Origin of the sequence: Streptomyces longispororuber (assembly GCF_014656095.1) — a bacterium.
Classification (GTDB): domain Bacteria; phylum Actinomycetota; class Actinomycetes; order Streptomycetales; family Streptomycetaceae; genus Streptomyces; species Streptomyces longispororuber.
Map to the genome: position 1 here is coordinate 1 of NZ_BNBT01000007.1, position 21,066 is coordinate 21,066.

The 21,066-nt window shown below is 75.3% G+C and carries 20 protein-coding genes; 10 read left to right on the forward strand and 10 right to left on the reverse strand.

The window, feature by feature from the left end; translation table 11 throughout:
- Positions 1-37: 37 nt before the first annotated feature.
- From IE330_RS03760 to IE330_RS03795, 8 genes are all read right to left on the reverse strand, one after another.
- Positions 38-1,594, reverse strand: a complete 1,557-nt coding sequence (locus IE330_RS03760) for a SulP family inorganic anion transporter (RefSeq protein ID WP_373314553.1) — start codon at positions 1,592-1,594, stop codon at positions 38-40.
- Positions 1,595-1,616: 22 nt separating this feature from the next.
- Positions 1,617-2,219 (reverse strand): carbonic anhydrase, encoded by a 603-nt coding sequence (locus IE330_RS03765; protein ID WP_190134391.1) that lies wholly within the window; start codon positions 2,217-2,219, stop codon positions 1,617-1,619.
- A gap of 61 nt (positions 2,220-2,280) precedes the next feature.
- Positions 2,281-2,772, reverse strand: a complete 492-nt coding sequence (locus tag IE330_RS03770; RefSeq protein ID WP_190134392.1) for a hypothetical protein — start codon at positions 2,770-2,772, stop codon at positions 2,281-2,283.
- Positions 2,773-2,777: 5 nt separating this feature from the next.
- The gene (locus tag IE330_RS03775; RefSeq protein WP_190134495.1) at positions 2,778-4,106 is read right to left on the reverse strand and encodes an MFS transporter; all 1,329 of its coding nucleotides are present in this window, start codon (positions 4,104-4,106) and stop codon (positions 2,778-2,780) included.
- An 83-nt stretch (positions 4,107-4,189) separates the two neighbouring features.
- On the reverse strand, positions 4,190-4,792 hold the full coding sequence (locus IE330_RS03780) for a glycine-rich domain-containing protein (RefSeq protein WP_229925366.1): 603 nt from the start codon (positions 4,790-4,792) through the stop codon (positions 4,190-4,192).
- Between the two features lie 73 nt (positions 4,793-4,865).
- Complete coding sequence (locus IE330_RS03785; RefSeq protein WP_190134393.1) at positions 4,866-6,116, reverse strand: phenylacetate--CoA ligase family protein; 1,251 nt, start codon at positions 6,114-6,116, stop codon at positions 4,866-4,868.
- A 111-nt stretch (positions 6,117-6,227) separates the two neighbouring features.
- Positions 6,228-6,380, reverse strand: coding sequence for a hypothetical protein (locus IE330_RS03790; RefSeq protein WP_190134394.1), 153 nt, complete (start codon positions 6,378-6,380; stop codon positions 6,228-6,230).
- A gap of 497 nt (positions 6,381-6,877) precedes the next feature.
- A complete protein-coding gene (locus IE330_RS03795; RefSeq protein ID WP_190134395.1) occupies positions 6,878-7,735 on the reverse strand; it encodes a class I SAM-dependent methyltransferase in 858 nt (285 codons plus the stop codon).
- 340 nt (positions 7,736-8,075) lie between these two features.
- On the opposite strand from IE330_RS03795, the gene IE330_RS03800 reads away from it, so the two are divergent.
- From IE330_RS03800 to IE330_RS03830, 7 genes are all read left to right on the forward strand, one after another.
- Positions 8,076-8,537, forward strand: a complete 462-nt coding sequence (locus IE330_RS03800; RefSeq protein WP_190134396.1) for a hypothetical protein — start codon at positions 8,076-8,078, stop codon at positions 8,535-8,537.
- A gap of 242 nt (positions 8,538-8,779) precedes the next feature.
- Positions 8,780-9,604 (forward strand): acyl carrier protein, encoded by an 825-nt coding sequence (locus IE330_RS03805; protein ID WP_190134397.1) that lies wholly within the window; start codon positions 8,780-8,782, stop codon positions 9,602-9,604.
- A gap of 203 nt (positions 9,605-9,807) precedes the next feature.
- Positions 9,808-10,695, forward strand: a complete 888-nt coding sequence (locus tag IE330_RS03810; RefSeq protein WP_190134398.1) for a universal stress protein — start codon at positions 9,808-9,810, stop codon at positions 10,693-10,695.
- Positions 10,696-10,883: 188 nt separating this feature from the next.
- Positions 10,884-11,357 carry a winged helix DNA-binding protein gene (locus IE330_RS03815; RefSeq protein ID WP_190134399.1) on the forward strand — a complete coding sequence of 158 codons (474 nt, stop codon included), beginning with the start codon at positions 10,884-10,886 and terminating at the stop codon, positions 11,355-11,357.
- A 273-nt stretch (positions 11,358-11,630) separates the two neighbouring features.
- Positions 11,631-12,668: a methyltransferase gene (locus IE330_RS03820; protein WP_190134497.1), complete on the forward strand. Its 1,038-nt coding sequence runs from the start codon at positions 11,631-11,633 to the stop codon at positions 12,666-12,668.
- Between the two features lie 117 nt (positions 12,669-12,785).
- Positions 12,786-13,589: a DUF998 domain-containing protein gene (locus IE330_RS03825; protein WP_229925367.1), complete on the forward strand. Its 804-nt coding sequence runs from the start codon at positions 12,786-12,788 to the stop codon at positions 13,587-13,589.
- A gap of 165 nt (positions 13,590-13,754) precedes the next feature.
- On the forward strand, positions 13,755-14,651 hold the full coding sequence (locus tag IE330_RS03830; protein WP_229925368.1) for a DMT family transporter: 897 nt from the start codon (positions 13,755-13,757) through the stop codon (positions 14,649-14,651).
- Between the two features lie 151 nt (positions 14,652-14,802).
- Here IE330_RS03830 and IE330_RS03835 read toward each other — a convergent pair whose 3' ends face one another.
- Entirely contained in the window at positions 14,803-15,174 is a 372-nt protein-coding gene (locus IE330_RS03835) for a hypothetical protein (RefSeq protein WP_190134400.1), read from the reverse strand.
- Between the two features lie 426 nt (positions 15,175-15,600).
- On the opposite strand from IE330_RS03835, the gene IE330_RS03840 reads away from it, so the two are divergent.
- A complete protein-coding gene (locus IE330_RS03840; RefSeq protein WP_190134401.1) occupies positions 15,601-16,932 on the forward strand; it encodes a matrixin family metalloprotease in 1,332 nt (443 codons plus the stop codon).
- Between the two features lie 40 nt (positions 16,933-16,972).
- Here the strand turns inward: IE330_RS03840 and IE330_RS03845 are convergent, their stop codons facing one another.
- Positions 16,973-19,189 (reverse strand): MGH1-like glycoside hydrolase domain-containing protein, encoded by a 2,217-nt coding sequence (locus IE330_RS03845; RefSeq protein WP_190134402.1) that lies wholly within the window; start codon positions 19,187-19,189, stop codon positions 16,973-16,975.
- A 280-nt stretch (positions 19,190-19,469) separates the two neighbouring features.
- On the opposite strand from IE330_RS03845, the gene IE330_RS03850 reads away from it, so the two are divergent.
- Both IE330_RS03850 and IE330_RS03855 read left to right on the forward strand, forming a co-directional pair.
- On the forward strand, positions 19,470-20,072 hold the full coding sequence (locus tag IE330_RS03850) for a TetR/AcrR family transcriptional regulator (protein ID WP_190134403.1): 603 nt from the start codon (positions 19,470-19,472) through the stop codon (positions 20,070-20,072).
- Complete coding sequence (locus IE330_RS03855; protein ID WP_190134404.1) at positions 20,069-21,025, forward strand: alpha/beta fold hydrolase; 957 nt, start codon at positions 20,069-20,071, stop codon at positions 21,023-21,025. Before IE330_RS03850 ends, IE330_RS03855 begins: the two co-directional genes overlap by 4 nt.
- The last annotated feature ends 41 nt before the right edge of the window (positions 21,026-21,066 follow it).

A 21,066-nucleotide genomic window follows, 5' to 3' on the forward strand; every position in this document is an offset into this window, starting at 1 on the left:
GGGGGCGGGCGACCGCCCCCGGGCCGCGCCCGGCGCCTCAGCTCGGCGCGCCCGCGGTCTCCTTCCGTTCGGGGCGGGTCAGGTCTCCCTCCACGGGCGGCGGCGCGTCGTCGTCCGCCGCCACCGTCCCGTGCCGTTCGGCCCAGGTGGCGAGGGCCATGGCGCAGGCGTGGTCGAGGTGGCGCAGGCCCGACAGGTCGAGGTGGGTCCTGCGGTCGGACGGCAGCGCCTCCAACTGGTCGAGGAGCTTGGGCAGGCGCAGGAAGGTGGCGTTGCCGACCACCCGTACGCGGACCGTGCCGGTGCCTTCGAGGCCGTCGACCTCCAGGTGGACGTGGGAGGTCTCCCAGGCCGTCTTGACGACGGCGAGCGCGAGGCCGATGAGGACGCCCTCGAACATGTTGGTGCCCACGATCGCCAGGGCCGTGACGGCCAGGACCAGGGCCTCGCCGCGGTGTTCGCGCCACAGCGGCCCGAAGTCCTTGACCGGGATGAGCTTCCAGCCCGCGTGCACGAGGACCCCGGCGAGCGTCGCCACGGGTATGACGCCGAGCGCCGCCGGGAAGGCCGCGGCGAACGCGAGCAGCCACACGCCGTGCAGCACGCGGGACGCCTTGGTTCTGGCGCCCGCCCGTACGTTGGCGGAGCTGCGGACGATCACCGCGGTCATCGGGAGGGCGCCGAGCGCCCCGCAGACGGCGTTGCCCGCGCCCTGCGCCATCAGCTCCTTGTCGTAGTCGGTGCGCGGGCCGTCGTGCATCCGGTCGACGGCGGCGGCGCTGAACAGCGACTCCGCGGACGCGATCAGGGTGAAGGCGAGGACGGTGCCGAGCGCGCCCGCGAGGGCGCCGCCCTCCACCAGGGCGGAGAAGGCGTCGCCGCCGGGCGGCTGCACCACGTCGATCAGGCCCCGCACCTCCACCTTGGCCACCGGCAGGTCGAGGGCGAAGACCGCGAGGGTGGCGAGGGCGACCGCCGCGAGCGGCGCGGGCAGGATCCGCGCCGCCCGCCGCCAGCGCGGCCACAGCACCAGCACGGCGATGGTGCCGGCACCGACGGCGAACGCGGTCAGGGCGTCGCCGGACCCGGCCGTGTCGGCGGCGAGCCGGGGCAGTTCGGCGAGCTTGTCGAGGCCGGACGCGGGCGCCTCGGCGTCGACGAGCGCGTAGAGCTGCCCGGCGATGAGGACGAGGCCGATGCCGGCGAGCATGCCCTGGACCACCGCGACGGAGATGGCGCGGAACCAGCGGCCCAGTTTGAGGGCGCCCATGGCCAGTTGCAGGAGCCCCGCGACGAGCACCAGGGCGCCGAGCGCCTTGAGCCCGTACTCCTGCACGGCCTCGTACACCAGGACGGTGAGTCCGGCGGCGGGGCCGCTGACCTGGAGGCTGGAGCCGGGCAGCAGTCCGGTCAGGAGGCCGCCGACGATGCCGGTGACCAGGCCGAGTTCGGCAGGGACGCCGGAGGCGACGGCCACTCCGACGCACAGGGGGACGGCGACGAGGAAGACCACGACGGACGCGGTGAAGTCCGCGCGCAGTGTGGAGAGATCACGCACTGAGGGCCTCTTCATGGTCGGTACGTCAGCTTTCATGGAAGTCACGGGTCCCGTGGGGTCACAGCGGGAGGAACAGGCCGGACTCGGGGTGGTGCGCCGCCACCAGGCCGGTGTGGACCTCGTAGTACCAGCCGTGCAGGCGCACCTCCCCGGCGTCGAGGCGCTCGCGGACGCAGGGGTAGGAGCGCAGCCTGCCGAGCTGTTCGCGCACGTGGCGCTGGACGGCCCCGGCGACCGCGGGCCCGTCGTCGGCGGGGAGTTCGCCGGGGAGCTGGCGGTCGAGCCAGTCCCGTACGGCGGGCAGGGCGGCGAGGTCCTCGCCGCGGGCCTTGGCGCCGACGGCGCCGCAGTGCGAGTGGCCGCAGACCACGATGTCGGCGACGCGCAGCACGCACATCGCGTACTCGATGGTGGCGGCCTCGGCGCACGCCGGGCGGCCCTCCTCGTACGGCGGCACGGCGTTGCCCGCGGTGCGCAGCTCGAACAGGTCGCCGGGGCGGGCCCCGGTGATCAGGGAGGGGACGACGCGGGAGTCGGAGCAGGTGATGAACAGGGCGAGCGGGGACTGGCCGGCGGCGAGCCGTCCGAACGTCTCCTGTTCCTCGCGCCGTGCGGAGATCCGGGCGTGCAGGCCGCGGGCGTGGTGGATGAAGGTCTCCATGGTGAAGACGCCTCCTGTGGTGTCGGTGTGGGTGGTGCGTCGCGTGGGGCCGGGCCACCCGTCAGGAGCGCGCCACGCAGTACAGGAGGAGCAGTTGGACGCCGGTTCGCAGGGCCCGTTCGGGGCCCGCGGGCCCGGGGGCGGTGTCCGTGCCGGTGCGGGCGTGCGGGGCCGGGGAGTGCGCCCGGTCCCGGCCGCGCCTGCCGTACGCCGATGAGGTACGGGAGTCGTGGGCGCGGGCGAAGTGGCACGGAGGGTGGTGCACTTCGCCGTCCCTGGCCGTGCGCTCCCGGGTGTCCGCGGTGGGCGGGGGTGCTTCCGCGGGCCCGAGACCGGGGGTGACGGGGACGACGGGCGTGAGGGGCGCGACGGGCGTGGCGGGGGTCGCCGCCGGGCCGGGCGCGGCGGCGGCCGGGGCCATGCCGCCGCACAGCAGCGACAGCAGGACGACCAGGGTGGTCACGGCCCAGTGGCGCGCCCTGGGCGCGGGGTCCGGGCGGCGGTCGCCGCGGCCCGGCCGCCGGTCCGGTCGGTCGGTGGTGGGGGGCTTCATCGGCGTCAGGGGGTCTCGGGGCCGCGGCGGGGCGCGGGGCGGACGGTCACGAGCAGCACGGGCAGGACGGCGAGGGCCAGCACTCCCCCGCCGAACGCGAGCACCGGGAACCCGCCGGACGCGGTGACCACGCCCGACGCCATGCCTCCGGTGGCACCGGCGACGGCGATCCCCACGTCGACCAGGCCCTGGGTGGCGGCCCGGGTGGCGGGCGGCGCGGCGGCGGTGACCAGGGCGGTGCCGCTGAGCAGCCCCAGGTTCCAGCCGAGGCCGAGCAGGACGAGGGCGAGGGCGAGGCCGGAGGTGGCGTGCGCGGGGGTGAGCGCGGCGGTCGCCCCGGCGGCCAGCAGGGTGAGGCCGGAGGCGGCGGCGACCGGGTGCGGGCCGAGGCGGTCGACGAGCCGTCCGGTCAGGGGCGAGGGCAGGAACATGGCGCCCACGTGCAGGGCGATGACGAGGCCCGTCGCCTGGGTGGAGTGGCCGTGGGCCCGCATGTGGACGGGCGTCATGGTCATGATGGCGATCATCACGAGCTGGGTGAGCACCATGACGGTGGCCCCGGTCACCAGGGCCCGGCCGTCGGTCGCGGTCGCGTCCGTCGGGGTCGCTGCCGTCGGGGTCGCTGCCGCCGGAGTCGCTTCCGCCGGGGGTGCCTTCGCCGCGTCCGCCTCCGGTACGGTCGCGTCCTCCGGGGGTGGGCCCGCCGCGCGGGCGCGGGCCAGGAGCAGCGGGTCGGGCCGCAGAAAGCAGGCCAGGACCACGGCGGCCGCGGCGAAGGCCACCACCGCGAGCAGGAACGGGCCGGCGAGCCGGGGCAGGCCCCAGTCGTGCGCGACCGCGCCGGACAGCGTCACCAGGTTCGGGCCGGCCACGGCTCCGAGGGTGGTGGCGAGCAGGACGGTGCTGACGGCCCGGCCGCGCCGCTCCGGCCGTGCCAGGTCGGCGCCCGCGTACCGCGCGAGCAGGTTGGTCGACGTACCGGCGCCGTAGACGACGAGAGAGACGAAGAGCAACGGGGCGCTGTCCGTGGCGGCGGCCACGACCACGCCGAGGCTGCCGAGTGCGCCCACGGCGTAGCCGGTGGCGAGGCCGGGGCGGCGGCCCCGGCGCTGGCACAGCCGGCCCGCGCCCGCCGCGCCGACGGCGGTGCCCCCGGTGAACAGGGCGGCGGGCAGCCCGGCCAGCGACGTCGAGCCGAGCATCTCCTCGGCGAGCAGCGCGCCGACGGTGATCCCGGCGGCGAGTCCGGCGCCGCTGAGCACCTGGGACAGGACCAGGACGGTCAGGACGCGGCGCTGCTCGGGCGGGTCGGTGTCACTGGCCCGTGCGGGCACGGGAGGGGTGGCCGGGCCGTCGTACGTCTGCGGGTGCGCCGCGCGGTCGGAACCGGGGCTTGTGCCGTGGTGCGCGTGCCTGGTCACGTGCCCCCCGATCCCTGGGGCTCCGCCGCGGGCGACAGCGCGCTGATCTCGGCCAGGGACATGTCGAGCCGCTCGTGCAGGAAGCGCACGACGGTCCAGTGCGGCAGCGCGCCCTCGTCGAAGGGGCCGAACGCGCGCACGTACAGGGGTATCCAGCGCAGCGCCTGCTCGACGGCCCGCTCCCGGCCCGGTTCGCGCTGGTACTCCTCGTAGGCGATGCTGCGGTGTTCGACGAAGAAGCCGCCGGGCAGCCGCTGTTCGCACAGGGCGCGGTACTCGCGGGTCTGGAGGATGAGGTAGTGCCAGATCTCGTCGATCTCCTGCTCGACGGGCAGGAAGAGCCCGCCGAGCCGGTCGGGGTGGAGGGAGACGAGGTAGAGGTAGCGCAGACACTCGGTGACCTGGCGCTCGACGTACTCCCGGGGCGCGCCGGTGGCGGCGGCGAAGTGCTCCACCACCTCGGTGTGCAGGGCGTCGCCGAGCAGGGACGCGGGATCGGCTGCGGACACGGGGTCGGCTGCGGACGCGGGGTCGTGGGCGCGCACGAAGTCGTCGGCGCGCACGAGGTCGGCTGCGGACGCGGTCGGCTGCGTGCTCATGATGCTCCCGGAAGGCGTGCGGGCGTGCGGGCGTGGGCGTGTGGTGCGCGGTGCGGCGGAGGCGGCGGTCGGGTCAGGCGTCCTGGGCGAGCCAGGCGTACTTGCCCGACGCGCCGATGGGGATGTGCCGTTGGTGCTCCACGTCGCTCGGGCGCGCGGTCAGGCCGGTGAGTCCGCGGCGCAGCGCGTCGGCCTCGGCGGGCGCGAGCGGGGCGCCGTCGAAGGTGGTGTAGCGCAGCAGGGCGCGGGACGGGTCGCGGGCGTCGAGCCGGTGGACGAAGACACGGGGCGAGGCGGCGGCGATCACGTCGTCGAGGTCGCCCTGCGCGACGGGCCCGTGCTCCGTCTTCAGAAGCTCCTTCTCCCGGCCGCAGAAGCGGGTGATGCGGGCCGGGTCGGGGGAACCGTCCTCGGTGCGCACGCAGTCCCCCGAGCGGTAGCGGACCAGGGGCATGTGGGGGTTGCGGAGGCTGGTCACGATGAGGGCGTACAGGGGGTGGTCGCCCGGCTCCACGGGAATCAGCTCGACGCTCATCCGGTCCAGGTACGGGTGGTAGCGGCCGGTGCGGTCGCTGTAGAAGAGGTAGCCGAGCTCGGTGCTGCCGAAGAGGTCGACGACCGGGCAGGCGAAGTGGTGCTGGAGGTAGCGCCGCACGTTCAGCGGCGTGTACTCGTAGGCGTGCACGATGCTGGCGGGCCGCGGGAAGGTGGCCCACAGCCCCCAGTCGACGGCCTTGCGCACCAGGTGGGCGAGGTGCGGGCCGGAGCAGTCCAGGTGGTAGGAGCCGTGCGGGTGGGCGCTCTGCGCGGCGCGGATCTCGTCGATCATCCGCTCGACGTCCGCGCGGTCCCACAGCGCCGGGTCGCGCCGGAGGTTGACGTAGAACGTCCGCTCGTCCAGGCGCCGTTGCTCCAGGTCGGGCAGCGGGTCGGGCTCCGCCTGGGGGCCGCCCCGCTTGCGGGCGTTGACCCGGGCGACGTGTTCGGTGGCGAGGACGGTGGTGAGGGAGACCCGCCGGCACCCCTCGTGCCAGGTGTGGGCGATGTCGGGGTGCTCGCTCCACAGCCGGTAGTAGGAGTTGAGCAGGAAGTACGGGGGCCGGATGAGCTGCATCCGGGCGTGGTTGGTGCCCGTCGAGAGCACGAACTCCGCCTCGCCGGAGTCGAGGGCGGCCGCCAGGGCCGGGGTCATCCAGTTGTCGGGGAAGCCGCGGGCGATCTCCGGCTTCTCCAGGATGGGGAAGTGGCCGCGCTCGACGGAGGTCCGGTACAGGGGGATGTCCTTGACCTGGGCGACGACGTCGGCACTGGGCTGACCGTTCATGACCACCCTTCGGGCTCTTGACGCGTGTGGGGGGGCGCGCCGGTCCGGCACACCGCGCGGCGTGCCGGACCGGGCGTGGCCGGCGAGGGCAACGAACCGGCGTGCGCGAGATCAGGAAATACAGCCGGACTTCGCCGACGCGCTGACGCACCCCGACTTGTCGGCACTCACACAGCCGTCCTTGCCGGACGCCGCGGGGGAGTTCACGGCCGCCCACTGGTTCCAGACCTCGTCCTCGACCATCTTCGCGATCAGCTTCTCCACGGGTACCTCCAGGGAAGGGTGAGGGGGAACGGCGGGGGTGCGTGCGTGGTCACCGCCGCGATCGAAGGTAAAAGCCAGACCAAGTCGAAGTCAAAGGCGAGCAATGCACAGTGGCTCAAAAACCGCCCGGCGCGCCGTCTTTGGCTTGATCACCAGCGGCGCGCGAAGCGCGATTCACCACCTCTTCACGCGCCCGTCATGACACACGCACGGGCGCGCGCCGGGGCCGCTCCACCCCACCACGGGCGGACGAACGGCGACGTACGACCTACCCCACCACGGGCGGAGGAACAGCAACGTACGAGGAACCGCACCGCGGGCGGACGCACGGCGGACGCGGGGCGGTCACGGGGCGGACGCGGGGCGGTCACGGGGCGGACCCGCGCAGGTGGCGGGCCCGGCATGCAGTGGCACGCGGGCTCCGGCACCACTGGGCGCGCCGGCGTCGGCCGTACGCACAGGCGGGAGCCTGTCGGCCCGCCCGTCGCGCCAACCGTTCAGTACTCATCCCCGTCCCGGCCGGGAGAAGGGCGCCAGAGGAACACCTCCGTGCTCGGCTGGTGCGCGGCGAAGCAGCCCGAGGGCGAGGCGGCCCGCAGCAGCGCGCGCAGGTCGGCCTCGAACGCGGCCCGGCGCGGGCCGAACAGGTGCGGCGCCGAGTACGACTTGGAGAACACGTCCGCGACGACGTCGTCCCAGGTGCGCCGCAGCACCCGCCCGCCGGGGACCACGAGGCGCTCCGGGCCGGTGAAGCCCGCCCGGGCGAACACCTCGGCCTCACCCGAGGGCGTCCCCCGCGGCAGCACCCCCCGGCCCGCGCGCCGGACGGGCCCGAGGTACCGGCGTACCAGCTCGTCCAGCGCGGCGTGGGGCACCGCCGGGTGCGGCAGCTCCTCGGCAGGCCAGGGCTCGGCCTTGGCGTCGGCGACGTGGGCCAGCGCCCCGCCCGGCCGCAGCATGCCCCGCACGGTCCGCGCCACCAGATCACGGTCCATCCAGTGGAAGGACTGGCCGAAGACGGCCACGGTGAACGTGCCGAGCCCCGCGGGCAGTTCCTCGGCCCGGGCCCGCAGCCAGGTGGCCTTCGCGGCGACACCGGCCGCCACCGCCGCACTCCGGGCCTCGGCGATCATCCCGCTGTCCGGGTCCACCCCCACGACCTCGCCGAACCAGTGCGCCAGTGGCAGCGCGAGGGTGCCCGGCCCGCACCCCACGTCGAGGAGGCGCCCCCGCCCGTCGAGCCCCAGCGCCCCGGCGAGGGCGTCCGCCAGGCCGGGGGCGTAGGGCAGCCGCCCGCGCGCGTAGTAGCGGGCCGCGCCCGCGAACAAGGTCTCGTCCCACTCCCAGCCGTCCACGCCGGCACACCACCCTCACCGGAGCCCGTCATCAAGGCGCCGATGATGCCACGCCCCTCCCCGGCCGCGACGCCCGCCGAAGGGCCGTACACGCCCCGCGCTCCCGCGCACACCCCCCTGCGACCCCTTCAATTCAAAGGCAACATCCAGCCGAAATCCTTGTTCGTGAGCCCCCAGAGGGCGATCACATGCCATCCGTAAGTTCCGGTCATTAAGGGGCGGCAAACCGCCATCCCTGTACGGAGCCGCCGCCTCCGGTGCCGCGCCGGTGTCAGAGTCCCGGGTGCGGAGCCCAGCAGGGCGCCGCTGGGTGAACCACCTGACTCCAAGGAGTTCCTTCGTGGGGAAGAAGACCGTCACGCTTCTCGCGACCGCCGCACTGGCCTCGATCACCCTGATCGGCCAGGCGAACGCCACCCCCGCACACGACACCGCTCCGGCCGCCGCCCGCGCGGCCGAACCGGGCATCCTCGCAGACCAGATCCGGTACGCGCCCTTCACCCTCAACCACAACGAGTCCCTGAGCTCCGACACCGCCACCCTCGTCATGCAGTCCGACGGAAACCTCGTCGTCTACGACGAGTTCAACCGGGCCCGCTGGGCCTCCCGCACCGTCGGCAAGGGCTGGACCACACGCTTCCAGGAGGACGGCAACCTCGTCGTCTACACCCGCAGCGGCCGCCCGGCCTGGGCGTCCGGGACCGCGGGCCACCCCGGCTCCCGCCTCGTCGTCCAGGACGACGGCAACGTCGTCATCTACGACGGCAGCCGCGCCGTCTGGGCCACCGGCACGGACCACTGACGCGGGCCGCCCCTCCCGCACGTACCTGACCGGCCGGGTTCCTCGGAACCCGGCCGGTTCTCCTGCGGTCCCCGCGGTGGCAGGTGACAAATGGCGGCTGGGTGACCTGGTGGCGAAGTTCGACCGCGGCGCGTACGGTGCCTGCACTCTGCGGGCCCCCTACAACCACCGGCCCCGCGCCGCGTGTCGAACGTGGTGCCGGTCCCGCCGGTACCACCGACCTCGACACCCACGGAGCCCACGTGCACCCGCGTTCCCGCTTCCCCGTCGCCCGTTCGGCCGCCGTCGCCGCGCTCGCCCTCGCCGTCCTCGGGATCGGCGTCCCGGCCGCCCACGGCACGGACAACGCCCCCGCGCCCGGCGGCCCGCCGCCGGCGCCGTTCACCGTGACCCTCTCCAGCAACACCCCCACGACCGACTACGGACACCGCGCGGTCGACCTCAGCGGCACCGTGGCGCGCGCCGACGGCACCCCGCTGGCGGGTGCGCCGGTCAAGCTCCTCAAGAGCGTCATGTACACCACCTGGAACCCGTGGGGCGACCCCATCGACCCCGTCGAGCGCGAGACGCTCGCCCTCGGCACCGTGCGGACGGACGCCGAGGGGCGGTTCTCCCTCGCGGACGTGCCCGCCGACCGCTGGCAGGACGAGCCGAGCACCTTCCTCTTCCCCCGCCACGAGGTGGAGTTCCAGGCCTCGTACGACCCGGGCGACCCCGACGACAACGAGATCTTCTTCGCCGACACCACCGTCGCCGCCGAGCCGGTCACCAGCACCATCAGCTACAAGGTCAACAAGACCAAGGTGCGCGCCGGTGACACCCTCGTCGTCACCGGCAAGGTCTCCTGGCCCGCCGGGCACGGCCCGGTCGCGGGCACCCGGGTGCTGCTGCGGACGTACTACGAGTCCGCGTACAACGCCAAGACCACCACCGACGCGCGCGGCAACTTCACCGTCCGCGCCAAGATCCGCGACTACGACAACGCGTTCGTGGTCTTCTCCGCTCCGAAGGACTACTACATCGCGGGCGCGAGCAAGCACCTGCCGGTCAAGAACGTGACCCCGTGACGCCCCGGGCCGGAGCGGGGCGGTTGACGCACCTCACATGATCCGCACGGGTGGATTCCGATTGCCCGCGACCGCGAGGAGCAGGAGAAAGAGGGAGAGAGGGAGAAAGGGACGGGGAGAGACCCGACCGAGACAGTGAACCGGGAGCGGGTGCGGGTGCGGACGGCCGCGCCGTGCCCGCCTCACGAACGTACGGAGGCCCCATGACCCGCGCCATCGCCGTCGGAGTGGACGGATCCGCCGAGAGCCTGGCCGCAGCCGACTGGGCGGCGGGGGAAGCCGCGCTGCGCGGCGCACCGCTGCGCGTCGTGCACGCCTGGCACCCGGAGTCCGCCGACGCGACCGTCGCCCAGGACCGGGAGGAGCAGGCCCGCGCCGCCGACGCCGTGCTGCGGGAGGTGGAGACGCGTGTGTCCGGGCGCCGTCCTGACCTACGGGTGAGCGCGGAGGTCGTCGGGGACTCGCCCGTGGCCGCGCTCCTGCGGGAGGCCGAGCGCGCCGAGATGCTGGTGCTCGGCTCGCGCGGGCACGGCGCCGTCGTCGGCTTCCTGCTCGGCTCGTACGGCCAGCAGGTGATCGCCGACGCACAGCGGCCCGTGGTCTCGGTGCGCGCGGGCACCGGGACGGGGGCGGAGGCCCCGCACGCCGGCGACGGCGCGGGCGAGATCGTCGTGGGCCAGCACGGGGAGCCGGAGGACGGCGAGGCCGTGCTGCGGTTCGCCTTCGAGGCGGCGGCCGCCCGGGGCGCGGCGGTGCGCGCGGTGCGGGCGTGGACGCTGCCGCCGCTGTACGCGTACAACACCGGCGTGCTGGACATGGCGGACCAGGCGGGCGGCCTGGAGCCGATGGAGCGGCAGGCGCTGGCGCGGGCGGTCGCCCCCTGGCGCGAGCGGTTCCCCGACGTGCCGGTGACGGAGCACGTCGAGATCGGCAGCGCCGGTCAGGTGCTGCTGGCGGCCGCCGCGGACGCGCGGCTGCTGGTGGTGGGCCGCAGGACGCACCGCTCCCCCATCGGTACGCGCATCGGGTCGGTGGCGCACGCCGCGCTGCACCACGCGAACTGCCCGGTCGCGGTCGTCCCTCCGGCCTGAGCGGCGCCACCCGCGCGAGCCCGGTGGGCACAGGGCCCTCCGGCCCGACCGGCGCCACCCGCGCGGGCCCGGTGGGCACAGGGCGGCCACCCGGGTCCGCGCCGCCCCGGCGCAGGGAACCCTTGATCTCAAGTCGACTTGAGGTCTTACGGTGCCTCCATCAGCGAACACGCGTGAGGAGCGGCACCATGACCACCCACCAGCTTCCGGCCCTGACCGACGCCGAGCTCGCCGCGCAGCCGGCCGCCCATTGGACCGGCCTGGCCTATGAGGCGCTCATCGCCTTCACCCGGGCGCGGCAGGCCGAACTCGGCTTCACCCAGCCGCAGTTCTGGCTGCTGCGCAACCTGTCGGCGCACGACCTGTCCACCGACGGCCACGGCATGACCGTCGCCGAGCTCCAGCGGGCCATGAGCGGCTACCTCAGACCCGAGGACGACCTGGCGGCCGAGTCCGAGGTGCTGCTGGAGCGCGGCTGGCTCACCCGGGACGACGCGGGGCGCCTGTGGATCACCGCGGCGGGGGACGAGGCCCGCGCCGCCTTCCGGCGGCACGCGCCCGCGATCCGCGCCCGCATCCACGAGGGCGTCGACGACGCCGACTACGTCACCGCCCTGAAGGTGCTCCGGCGGATGATCCACAACGTCGGTGCCGCCGGTTGACCCGCCGCGGCGGCGCCGCCGGTTGACCCGCGACGTCGGTGCCGACGGTGCCGACGGTGGCGGCAGGGGCTGAGGGTGCACCCACCGGACCACCCACCGGGCGTCGCCGCGGCGGGGGCCCGGCCCCGCGGGGCCGGGCCCCCGGCGGCGTACGGAACATTCCTCCAAGACGGGCCGGGGCGGGGGCGGCGAGGGTGGAGCCGTGCCGAGCCGCGGACCCTGTGACGCGGCCACGACGGGAGGAACAGAACAGTGACGCACGACCACGACCGGATGACGGAAGCCGCCGACCCCGAGGCCGTCGTCCGGCACCTCTACGGCAGCCTGGCGGCCCAGACCCTGCGGGCGGCCGTCCGGCTGCGCGTGGTGGAGCTGATCGGCGACGGCCGGTGCCACGCCACCGACCTCGCCGCCCGGACGTCCACCGCGCCCCAGCCCATGACCCGGCTGCTGCGCGCCCTCGCGAGCCTCGGCGTACTGCGGGAGCACGCCGCGGGGACCTTCTCGGTCACGCCCACGGGCGCGCTGCTCGACCCGGCGCACCCCGGCTCCCTCACGTCCCTGGTACGCGTGTTCACCGAGCCCGCCCTGCTGCGCGGCTGGGAGCACCTGGACGACAGCGTCCGCACCGGCGACGTGGCCTTCGACAAGGTCTTCGGCACGGACTTCTTCGGCCACCTCAGGGCGCACCCGGAGCTGTCCGCCGAGTTCAACGCCGCGATGAGCCAGGCCACCCGGCACACGGCCGCCGTCCTGCGGGACGCCGTCGACTTCGGGCGGTTCACGACCGTCGTGGACGTCGGCGGCGGCGACGGGACGCTGCTCGGCGCGGTCCTGAGCGCGTACCCGGCGCTGCGGGGCGTCGTGTACGACACCGAGGAGGGGCTGGCGCAGGCGCCCGCGACCCTGCGGCGGCACGGGCTCACCGAGCGCTGCGCCCTGACGGCCGGGGACTTCTTCCGGTCGGTGCCCGCGGGCGGCGACCTGTACCTGCTCAAGAGCGTCGTGCACGACTGGCCGGACGAGCAGGTGGTCACGATCCTCGGCCACTGCCGCGCGGTGCTGCCGCCCGGCGGGCGCGTGCTGATCGTGGAGCCGGTGCTGCCGGACGTCGTCGACCCCGTCACGCCCGGGCTCAACTACCTCACCGACCTCAACATGCTGGTGAACGTGGGTGGCCGGGAGCGGAACCGCGCGGACTTCGAGCGGGTGTGCCACGCGGCGGGCCTGTCCGTGGTGTCGGTGACCCCGCTGGCCGACGGCGACGACGCCCCGTACCACGCGATCGAGGCCGTGGCCGCGGGCGCGTAGGGCCACGACGGCGCGCGCGGCGCCGTTGCCCTCGACGGGTGAGGCTCACCGGCTCGCACGGGTGACGCGGCGGCGTACTCCCCCACAACGCGGCGCAAGGCCGCTATCAAGGCTCGGGTGACGGAGACCACGACGCACAGCCGCCCGGCGCGCCGGGTGCGCGAGCCTCTCAGGACGGCGGCCGCCCTGCTGGCGGCCGCCGCTTTCGTGTACAACGCCTGGGTCCTGGAGGCCGTCGTCCCGACCGGCCTCGATCCGCGCCACGCGTACGTCAGTGAGCTGTACGCGGTGGGCAGCCCCTACCGGTGGCTGTTCGGCGGCCTGGAGCTGGTCTGCGCCGCGCTGGTCGTGACGGGTGCCGTGGCGGGCGCGGCCGCGGCGACGGACCGGGCGGGCCGGGCCGGGTGGTGCGCGCTGGCCGGGGTGGGCCTGTGCTCGACGGCCGACGTCCTGATGCCGATGGCGTGCGCGCCCTCGGTGCAGCCGGGCTGCCGCGCCGTGCACCCCGCCCACACCGTCACCAGCGCCCTGGTGCACTGCTGCCTCTTCGCCTGCCTGGCCCTGCTCGTCCACTCGGCGCGCGGGCGCGGGGAGCCGCGGTGCGTGGCCCGCTGGGGGCCGCTGCTCGGCGGGGGCGCCCTGGTGTCGTCGCTGTGCACGGTGGGGCCGCTGCTCGGGTACGGCGGGTGGCACGGTGTCGCCCAGCGGTGTCACCTGCTGCTGGTCGGGGCGTGGCTGGCGCTCCTCGCCCACGGCGCCCGCACCCCGTGCCCACCGCCCGGGGCCCCCGCCCCTCCGCCCGCGCGGCCCCGCCGGGCCCGCCGCGCCGCACGTGACCTGTTCCGTGGCGCCCGTGACCTCCGTGACCTCCGTGGCGCCCGTGACGTCCGTGACGTCCGTGACGGACGACAGACCGGCTGAACCGGCCGGGCCGGGCTGCCTGTGTCCGAGCGGCACCCTCGCTCCGCCGAGTCCCAGGAGCCGCAAGAGCCCGTCAAGCCTGCCGAGCCCGCCGAGCCGCCCGAGCCCCCGGGTGGCCGTGCCCCCTGACCGCGCCGCCATCGACCCGGCGGTGGGAGGAGTGTCGTGGAAGCGTCCCTGCTGTCCGCCCTGTTCGCGGTGGCGGCCGCCGTGGCCAACGCCGCCGGCACCGTGCTGCAACGGGTGGCCGCCCGGACCGTGCCCACCAGGGACGCCTTCAGCCCGCGACTCGCCGGGCACCTGCTGCGCGACCGCGCGTGGCTTGCGGGCATCGGCGTCATCGTCGCGGCCGCCGTGTTCCAGGCGCTCGCCCTGGCCTGGGGCGCGATGTCGCTGGTGCAGCCCATCCTGGTGCTCGAACTTCCGCTCGCCCTGGTGATCGCCCGCGTCTTCGCCGGGACGCCGATGCCCGCGGGCGGCTGGAGCGCCGCTTCGCTCACCGGGGCCGGACTCGCCCTCGCCCTGAGCGCGGCGGCGCCCGTCGAAGGGGGGCGCGGCGTGTCCGGTGCCGTGTGGGCCGTGGCCCTGCTGGTCGTCGGCGCCGGTGTCGGCGGGTGCACGGCGCTCGCGCTGCGCCGCCCGCGGGGCAAGGCGCGCGCCGCGCTGTTCGGTTCCGCGTCCGCGCTCTGCTACGGGCTCACGGCCGCGCTGATGAACGCCGCGATCGCCGCCCTGGCCGACGCCGGGGTCCGTGGTCTGGCCACCACGTGGCAGACCTACGCGTGCGGGGCGGCGGGCGGCTGCGCGCTGTTCCTGCTCGCCAACGCCATGGAGTCCGGGCCGCTGTTCGTCTCGCAGCCCGCCCTCACCCTCGGCGAGGCCGCCGCCAGCCTGGCCCTGGGAGCCGTCCTGTACGGCGACAGCCTGCGCACCGGCTGGTGGATCGCGCCCCAGGCCGCGGGCGCCGCCCTGACGGCCTGGGGCGTCGTCCTGCTCGCCGGGCTGCCCGCCGCGACGGCACCGGCGGGCGACACCGACGCCGACGCCGAGCGGGTGCCGTGACCCGGCGCCTCCCGCGACGTACGGGCGGACGTACGGACGGACGTACGGGCAGACGTACGGCTGGACGTCCGGGCGTGTGGTGCGCGTGGGTATCCGCCCTTCCGGCCGGTGGAAACCCGCGCGCACCGCACGCCGCGCCCGGTTCGGCGGCTCAGTTCAGCGGGGCCGAAGTGGTGTAGTAGAACGTCACCTTGGGCCAGCCGCGGGAGGCGCCGATCTTGTTGAGGGCCTCCGCGATCTCGAGCGGGGTGATCTGCTTCGCCGCGGGAGCGTTGTCGATCTTGATGCGGAACGACATCTCCATCATCGCGTCGATGTCGCCGATGCTGGTCGTCCCCCTGAACTCGGTGCCGTCCGCGTAGTCGATGGTCTGCGCCTCGGCGGCGCCGTTCCCCTCGGTCGCCTCGGCCGCCTCGGCCGGCGCGCCGTCGGCGGCACGGGCCGTCCCGGCGGACGCCAGGGCCGCGCCCGCGGCGGCGCTACCCGAGTAGCCGAGCAGGGCACGTCTGGAAACTCCGGTCATGGTGGCTGTTCCCCTCGTTGGTCACACAGGCGTGGGTCACACAGGCGTGGCCGCACGGGCGTGGGTCACGCAGGCCTCCCCCTGGAGACCGACTGCGATCATAAGGACGCGGATCACGCCGTGGGGCCGAATGAGATCGTCCGTTTCCCGGACGCTCAGGGACACCGCCAGACCCGCCCGCCCCACCGACCCCGGCGGCACCATCTCCGGCCCCCGTCAACGGACTTCGGGTTCCGCTGAACGGAACCGCGGTGGCCGCGGGCCGGAGCCGTCGGCCAAGGTGGGGTCGTACCGGCTGACCGGGACCGCAGCCCCTGCGCGACGCGGCCGTGCAGGCCCCCTTCCCGCACATCCGGAGCCGAGGGAGCGGGGCATGCGCCCGCTCGACACGGCCGGGGGCGGCACGACGGAAAGAGGAAGAACACCATGGGTGACGACAACAACGCGTCCGACTATCTGCGGGAGTTCGGCTACCTGGCGGAGGGTGTCGCTCTCGACACCGCCCAGGGCCGGGCGGCGGTACGGGCCCTGCAGGCGATGGCGCTGCTTCCGGCGTCGGGGGAGCTCGACGACGCCACGGCGGAGGTGCTCGCCCGGCCCCGGTGCGGGGTGCCCGACCGGCGGGGGGCCGGCGGGCCCGGCGGTGCCTCGTTCGTGGCGTTCGGGACCGTGTGGGACCACGCCATCCTCACCTACCGCGTCAACAACCTCTCCCCCGACCTCCCGCACGACCGCCAACGGGCGGCCATCACCACGGCGTTCGCCCGGTGGGCCGCCGTGGTGCCCCTGGTGTTCCGCGAGACGACGGGTGAGCCGGACATCGAGATCAGGTTCGGCGCGCGCGACCACGGCGACGGCTTCCCGTTCGACGGGCCCGGCCGGGTCCTCGCCCACGCGTTCTACCCGCCGCCGAACGGGGGCGCGCTGGCCGGGGACACGCACCTCGACGAGGACGAGACCTGGCAGGAGGGCGTCGCCGGCGCCGGCATCGACCTGCTGACGGTCATGGTGCACGAGCTCGGCCACTCCCTGGGGCTCGACCACACCCCGGTGCCCGACTCGACGATGAACCCCTTCTACCCGACGCCGTCGACCCCCGCGGCCGACGACCGCGCCGGCATGCGGTACGTGTACCGGCGCCACATCTGGGTGGCGTCGCTGTACCGCGACGTCCTCGGGCGCCGCTTCGACGACGAGGGGTACGACGGCTGGGTGCGCGGCCTGTTCTCGGGCGCGAGCCCCGAGGACGTGGCACGCGGGTTCTGCTACTCGCACGAGCACTCCGAACGCCTCGCCTCCGACCTGTACTTCGCGCTGCTCGACCGCGCCCCGGACCCGGAGGGGCTGGCCGGCTGGCGGCAGCAGTTGCAGCAGGGCATGGGCCGGCAGGCGGCGATCGTCGCGTTCCTCGACAGCGCCGAGTACCGGCAGAAGTACCCGGACGACGCCGCGTTCATCGACTCGCTCTACCGGCGCCTGCTGCGGCGCCCGCCGGACGCCGAGGGCTTCGCGCACTGGCAGCAGCGGATGCGCGAGGGCACGCCCCGGCACGAGGTCGCGCGCGGCTTCGTCCTCTCCGAGGAGTACTGCCGCAACTTCAGCCGGGACCTGTACGCGCACTACCTGCGGCGCCAGCCCGACCCGGAGGGGTGGCAGGCCTGGACCGACGGGCTGCGGGGCGGCCTCAACCACCAGGACGCGGTCGTCGGGTTCGTCGCCTCGCCCGAGTACCAGGGGGCCGTCGAGAACTGGTGGTGAGGGCGCGCCCCCGAGGCTCCGCCCCGCCTCGGGGGATGCCTTACCGCCCGCCCAGCATCGGCAGCAGCAGCGCCGCCGACCAACTGAAGTTCGGGGAGTTGAGGGGCGCGCCGGTCAGCGGGTCGTAGTTCTCCATCACCGGGCCCCGGCCGGTGAGCCCGCGCGCGTGGGTGAGCAGCCGTCCGGTCAGGGCGCGGGCCTCCCGCGTGTGGCCGTAGCGCCGCAGTCCGGCCTGGGCGAAGTACGCCTGGTCGAGCCAGACGGGGCCGCGCCAGTAGCGCTGCGGGGCGAAGTGGGGCGAGCTGCGGGCCACGGTGGGGAAGGGCACGGGCGTGGCGAACTCGTCCGGGTCGGTCAGCTTGTCGCGGACGGCGGCGGCCTGGGCGGGCGAGGCGGTGCCGGTCCACAGCGGGACGGCCCCCTCGATGCCCCGGCCGCGGGCGGTCAGGCGGGCGCCGCCGTCCAGGGCGGTGTCGTGGAACCAGCCGTCGCGCGGGTCGTACATCCGTGTGCGCACGGCCGCGTGGGTGGCGGCGGCGCGGGCCCGCCAGTGCCGCTCTCCCGCCCTGTCGCCCAACTCCCGCGCGATGGCGGCGAGGTGGGACTGGTCGGCGGCCAGGTAGGCGTTGAGGTCGACGGACTCCTGGGTGAGCGAGTAGCCGGTCAGGCGTCCCGTGGCGTCCCGGTTGGCGACGACGGCGGTACCGAGGGCGGCGTCGAAGCGCGGCGCGTTGTCCATGCCGCTCTCCCAGGCGGCGGCGAGGCGCCGCTGTTCCGGGCTGTCGTTGGCCGGGTCGACGGTCGCCCCGTACTCGGCGAGCCCGTCGCGGTCGTGGTCGCGGTTGCGGTACCACCAGGCCTGGTAGGCGGCCAGCTTCGGGTACATCTCGCGCAGGAACGCCCGGTCGGCGCGGTCGCCGCCGCGCCGGTGGACCTCCCACACCGCCCACGCGGCCAGCGGGGGCTTGCTGTTGCGCTCGTTCCAGTTGCCGCCGCCGTCCGCGGGCGCGTTGTAGAACACCGCGTCGGGGATCATCCCGGCGTCCTGCGGCCGGGTGGCCGAGTCCGGCCGGATCTGGTGGTCGACCACGGCGCGGATCTGGGACCGGGCGAGCCGGGGGTCGAAGCGGGCCGTGCCGACGGCCTGCTTCCAGGTGTCCCAGGCCCAGACGCCGCCCGCGAACCACTTGTACGACAGCGAGGGCGTGACCGCGTCGTGCCGGATCCGCCCGGCGGCCGAGCGCCAGTTGGTGACCAGGGTCTCCAGGGCCTTCACCGCGAGGCGGCGGCGCGCGGGCGGCACGTGGCGGGTGACGGCGGCGACGTGGCGCTGCCAGCGTGCCGTGCCGCGCGCGGCGACGGCGTCGGGACGGGCCAGGACACGGCGTACGGCGGAGGCCTCGCGGGCCCGCTCGGCGGCGGTGAACGTATAGCTCTCGGTCCAGTCCAGGGTGCGGGCCGCGCCGGGGGCGAGGCGGAGCGGGGCCGCGAGTTCCGTGCGGTAGGTGTCGTGGCCGAGGCGGGTGCGGACGGGCTCGCGGTGCCTGACCTCGAACCGCTCGGTGCCGTCGGTGAGGTAGTCCCACGTCTCGCGGACCCGGGCGAAGCGGACGGCGACACCGTGCTCCGTGACGGCCAGCTCGGGCGCGTCGCGCTGCGGCCCCTTGTCCGGGCGCAGCAGGGTGCCGGTCCAGTCCGCCGCGAGCGTCCGCGGCGCCCGGCCGGTGTTGTGGACACGGGCGCGGACCAGCGCGGTGCGGTCGGTGGCGAACCGCAGCTCCAGGGTGAGGGTGAGGCCGCGGAGCCGGTAGGTCTGGCGCAGCCGGCCGGGCAGCGAGGTGAGCCGGGGCGCGCCCCCGTCCGCGAGGCCGAGGGTCCTGCCGCCCTCGGTGAGCCGGATCCGGCTGAAGGACCGGCTCAGCCACCAGGGGTACTCCTGGGCTATGTGCAGCGGCCCCGTGAAGCCGCCGTACGTCGCCGGGTCGTCGGCCTCGGGCAGCGCGTACGCGTGCCAGGCGCCTTGGTCGGCGAAGACGTTGATCCGGTTGAACTCGCCCGGGTCGGCGGAGTCCGGGCTCCCCTGGAGGTCGAGGACGTCGGCGTACGCGTCCGGTCCGCCCGCCCCGCGGACGGTGGAAGCGGTGGTCCCGTACGGCGTCGGCGGACGCGCGGTGTCCGGTGGCGGTGCCGCGCCGAGGGTGAGTCCGGCGGCGAGCGGGAGGGCGAGGGCGGACAGGACACGCGGAGCTGAGCGCATGGGACCTCCGGTACGGGTGGCTGGCGGGTCGTCAGGACTCGGACGGGTGGCATGTCCGGCGCGGCCGGGCCGACGCGGTCAACACGGCCGACACGGCCGAGACCTGCAGCGGATCTAGCCACAGGGGCCGGGCACCAAACCCCTCCGCGCCCACCGGCACCGCACGCCTCACCACCCCTCGCTCCCACCGGGCGGCTCACCCCTCCCAGGCAGATCGCAGTTGCTCACCTAGGGTCCCTAGGTTATAACTAGGACCCCTAGGAAACGGCGAGGAGGGCGTATGGCGCGGGCCGGGCTGACGGCGGAACGGGTGACGCGTGCGGGTGCCGAGCTGGCGGACGAGGCCGGGTTCGAGCAGGTCACCATGGCACGGGTGGCGCGGCGGCTCGGCGTGAAGGACGCGAGCCTCTACACGCACGTGCGCAACCTGGAGGAACTGCGCGGCCGCATCGCGCTGTTGGCGGCGGACGAGAAGACGCTCCGGATCGCGGAGGCGACCGCGGGCCGGGCGGGCAAGGACGCGCTGGTCGCGTTCGCCGGGGCCTGGCGGGAGTACGCCCACGAGCACCCCGGGCGCTACGCGGCGACCCAGGCCGGCCTGCGGATCGACCCCGAGCTGGTCGCCCGGGCCCCCGGGCCGCGCCGCGCCGTCGAGCTCACCTACGGCGTGCTGCGCGGCTACGGCCTCGCCGAGCCCGACCTGACCGACGCCGTCCGGCTGCTGCGCAGCACGTTCCACGGGTTCGTCGCCCTGGAGGCCACGGGCGGGTTCGCCCACGAGCGGGCGCCGCAGCGGTCCTGGGACCGCGTGCTCGACGCCCTGCACAGCCTCTTGGAGCGCTGGCCCGCCGCCGGAGAAGGAGACGAAGGAGACCTCGTATGACCACCTCGACCACCTCGGCCACCTCGGCCACCTCGACCAGCTCGAACGCGCCGGACGCCCCGGCCACGCCCACCGGTGCGGCCACTCCTGACGCCGCGGTCGTCACGACGGCCACGACTGAGGGCAGCCTGCGCGTGGACGGCGCGACCCTGCACTACGAAGTACGCGGCCGGGGCCCGCTGCTCCTGCTGATACCGGGCGGGACGGGCGGCGCGGCCTCGTTCGACGGCGTCGCGGACGCGCTGGCCGCCGAGTACACCGTCGTGGCCTACGACCCTCGCGGCCTGGCCCGCAGCCCGCTCGACGACCCCGCGGCGGAGCAGCGGGTGGCCGAACACGCCGAGGACGCGGCGCGGTTGCTCGACCTGCTGTCGCCCGACGAGCCCGCGCGGGTGTTCGGCTCCAGCTCGGGCGCGATCGCCGCCGCGCACCTGCTCACCACGCGCCCGGACCGCGTCGCCCGCACCGTGCTGCACGAGCCGCCGCTCGTGGAGGTCCTGCCCGACGCGCCCGCGCACCGGGCGCTCATCGCCCGCGTCCGGCGGACGTTCCACGCCGAAGGGCTCATGCCGGCGATGGCCGAGTTCGCCGCGGGCCTGAGGGGGGAGGGCGGTGCCCCCGAGCCGCGGCCCCGGCTCGCGCTGCCCCCGCAGGCGGCGGCCCGGGCCGAGCGGACGATGGCCGGTCTGCCGTACTTCGTCAGCCGCATCGTGCCGGCCTTCATGTCCTACGCCCCGGACCTCGAACGCCTGCGGGCGCTCCCGCACCGGCTCGTGCTCGCCGCGGGCCACGACTCCCGCGGCGAACTCCCCCACCGCGCGGTGGCGTTCCTCGCCGGCCTACTCGGCCAGGAGCTCCAGCACTTCCCGGGCGGGCACACGGGCCTGACCACGCACCCGGCGGAGTTCGCGGCGCGGATGAGCGAGATCCTGCGCGGGAAAGCGGCGCTGTGAGCGCCCTGGAAACGCCTGCATGCGAGGAGGGGAAGCCCCCG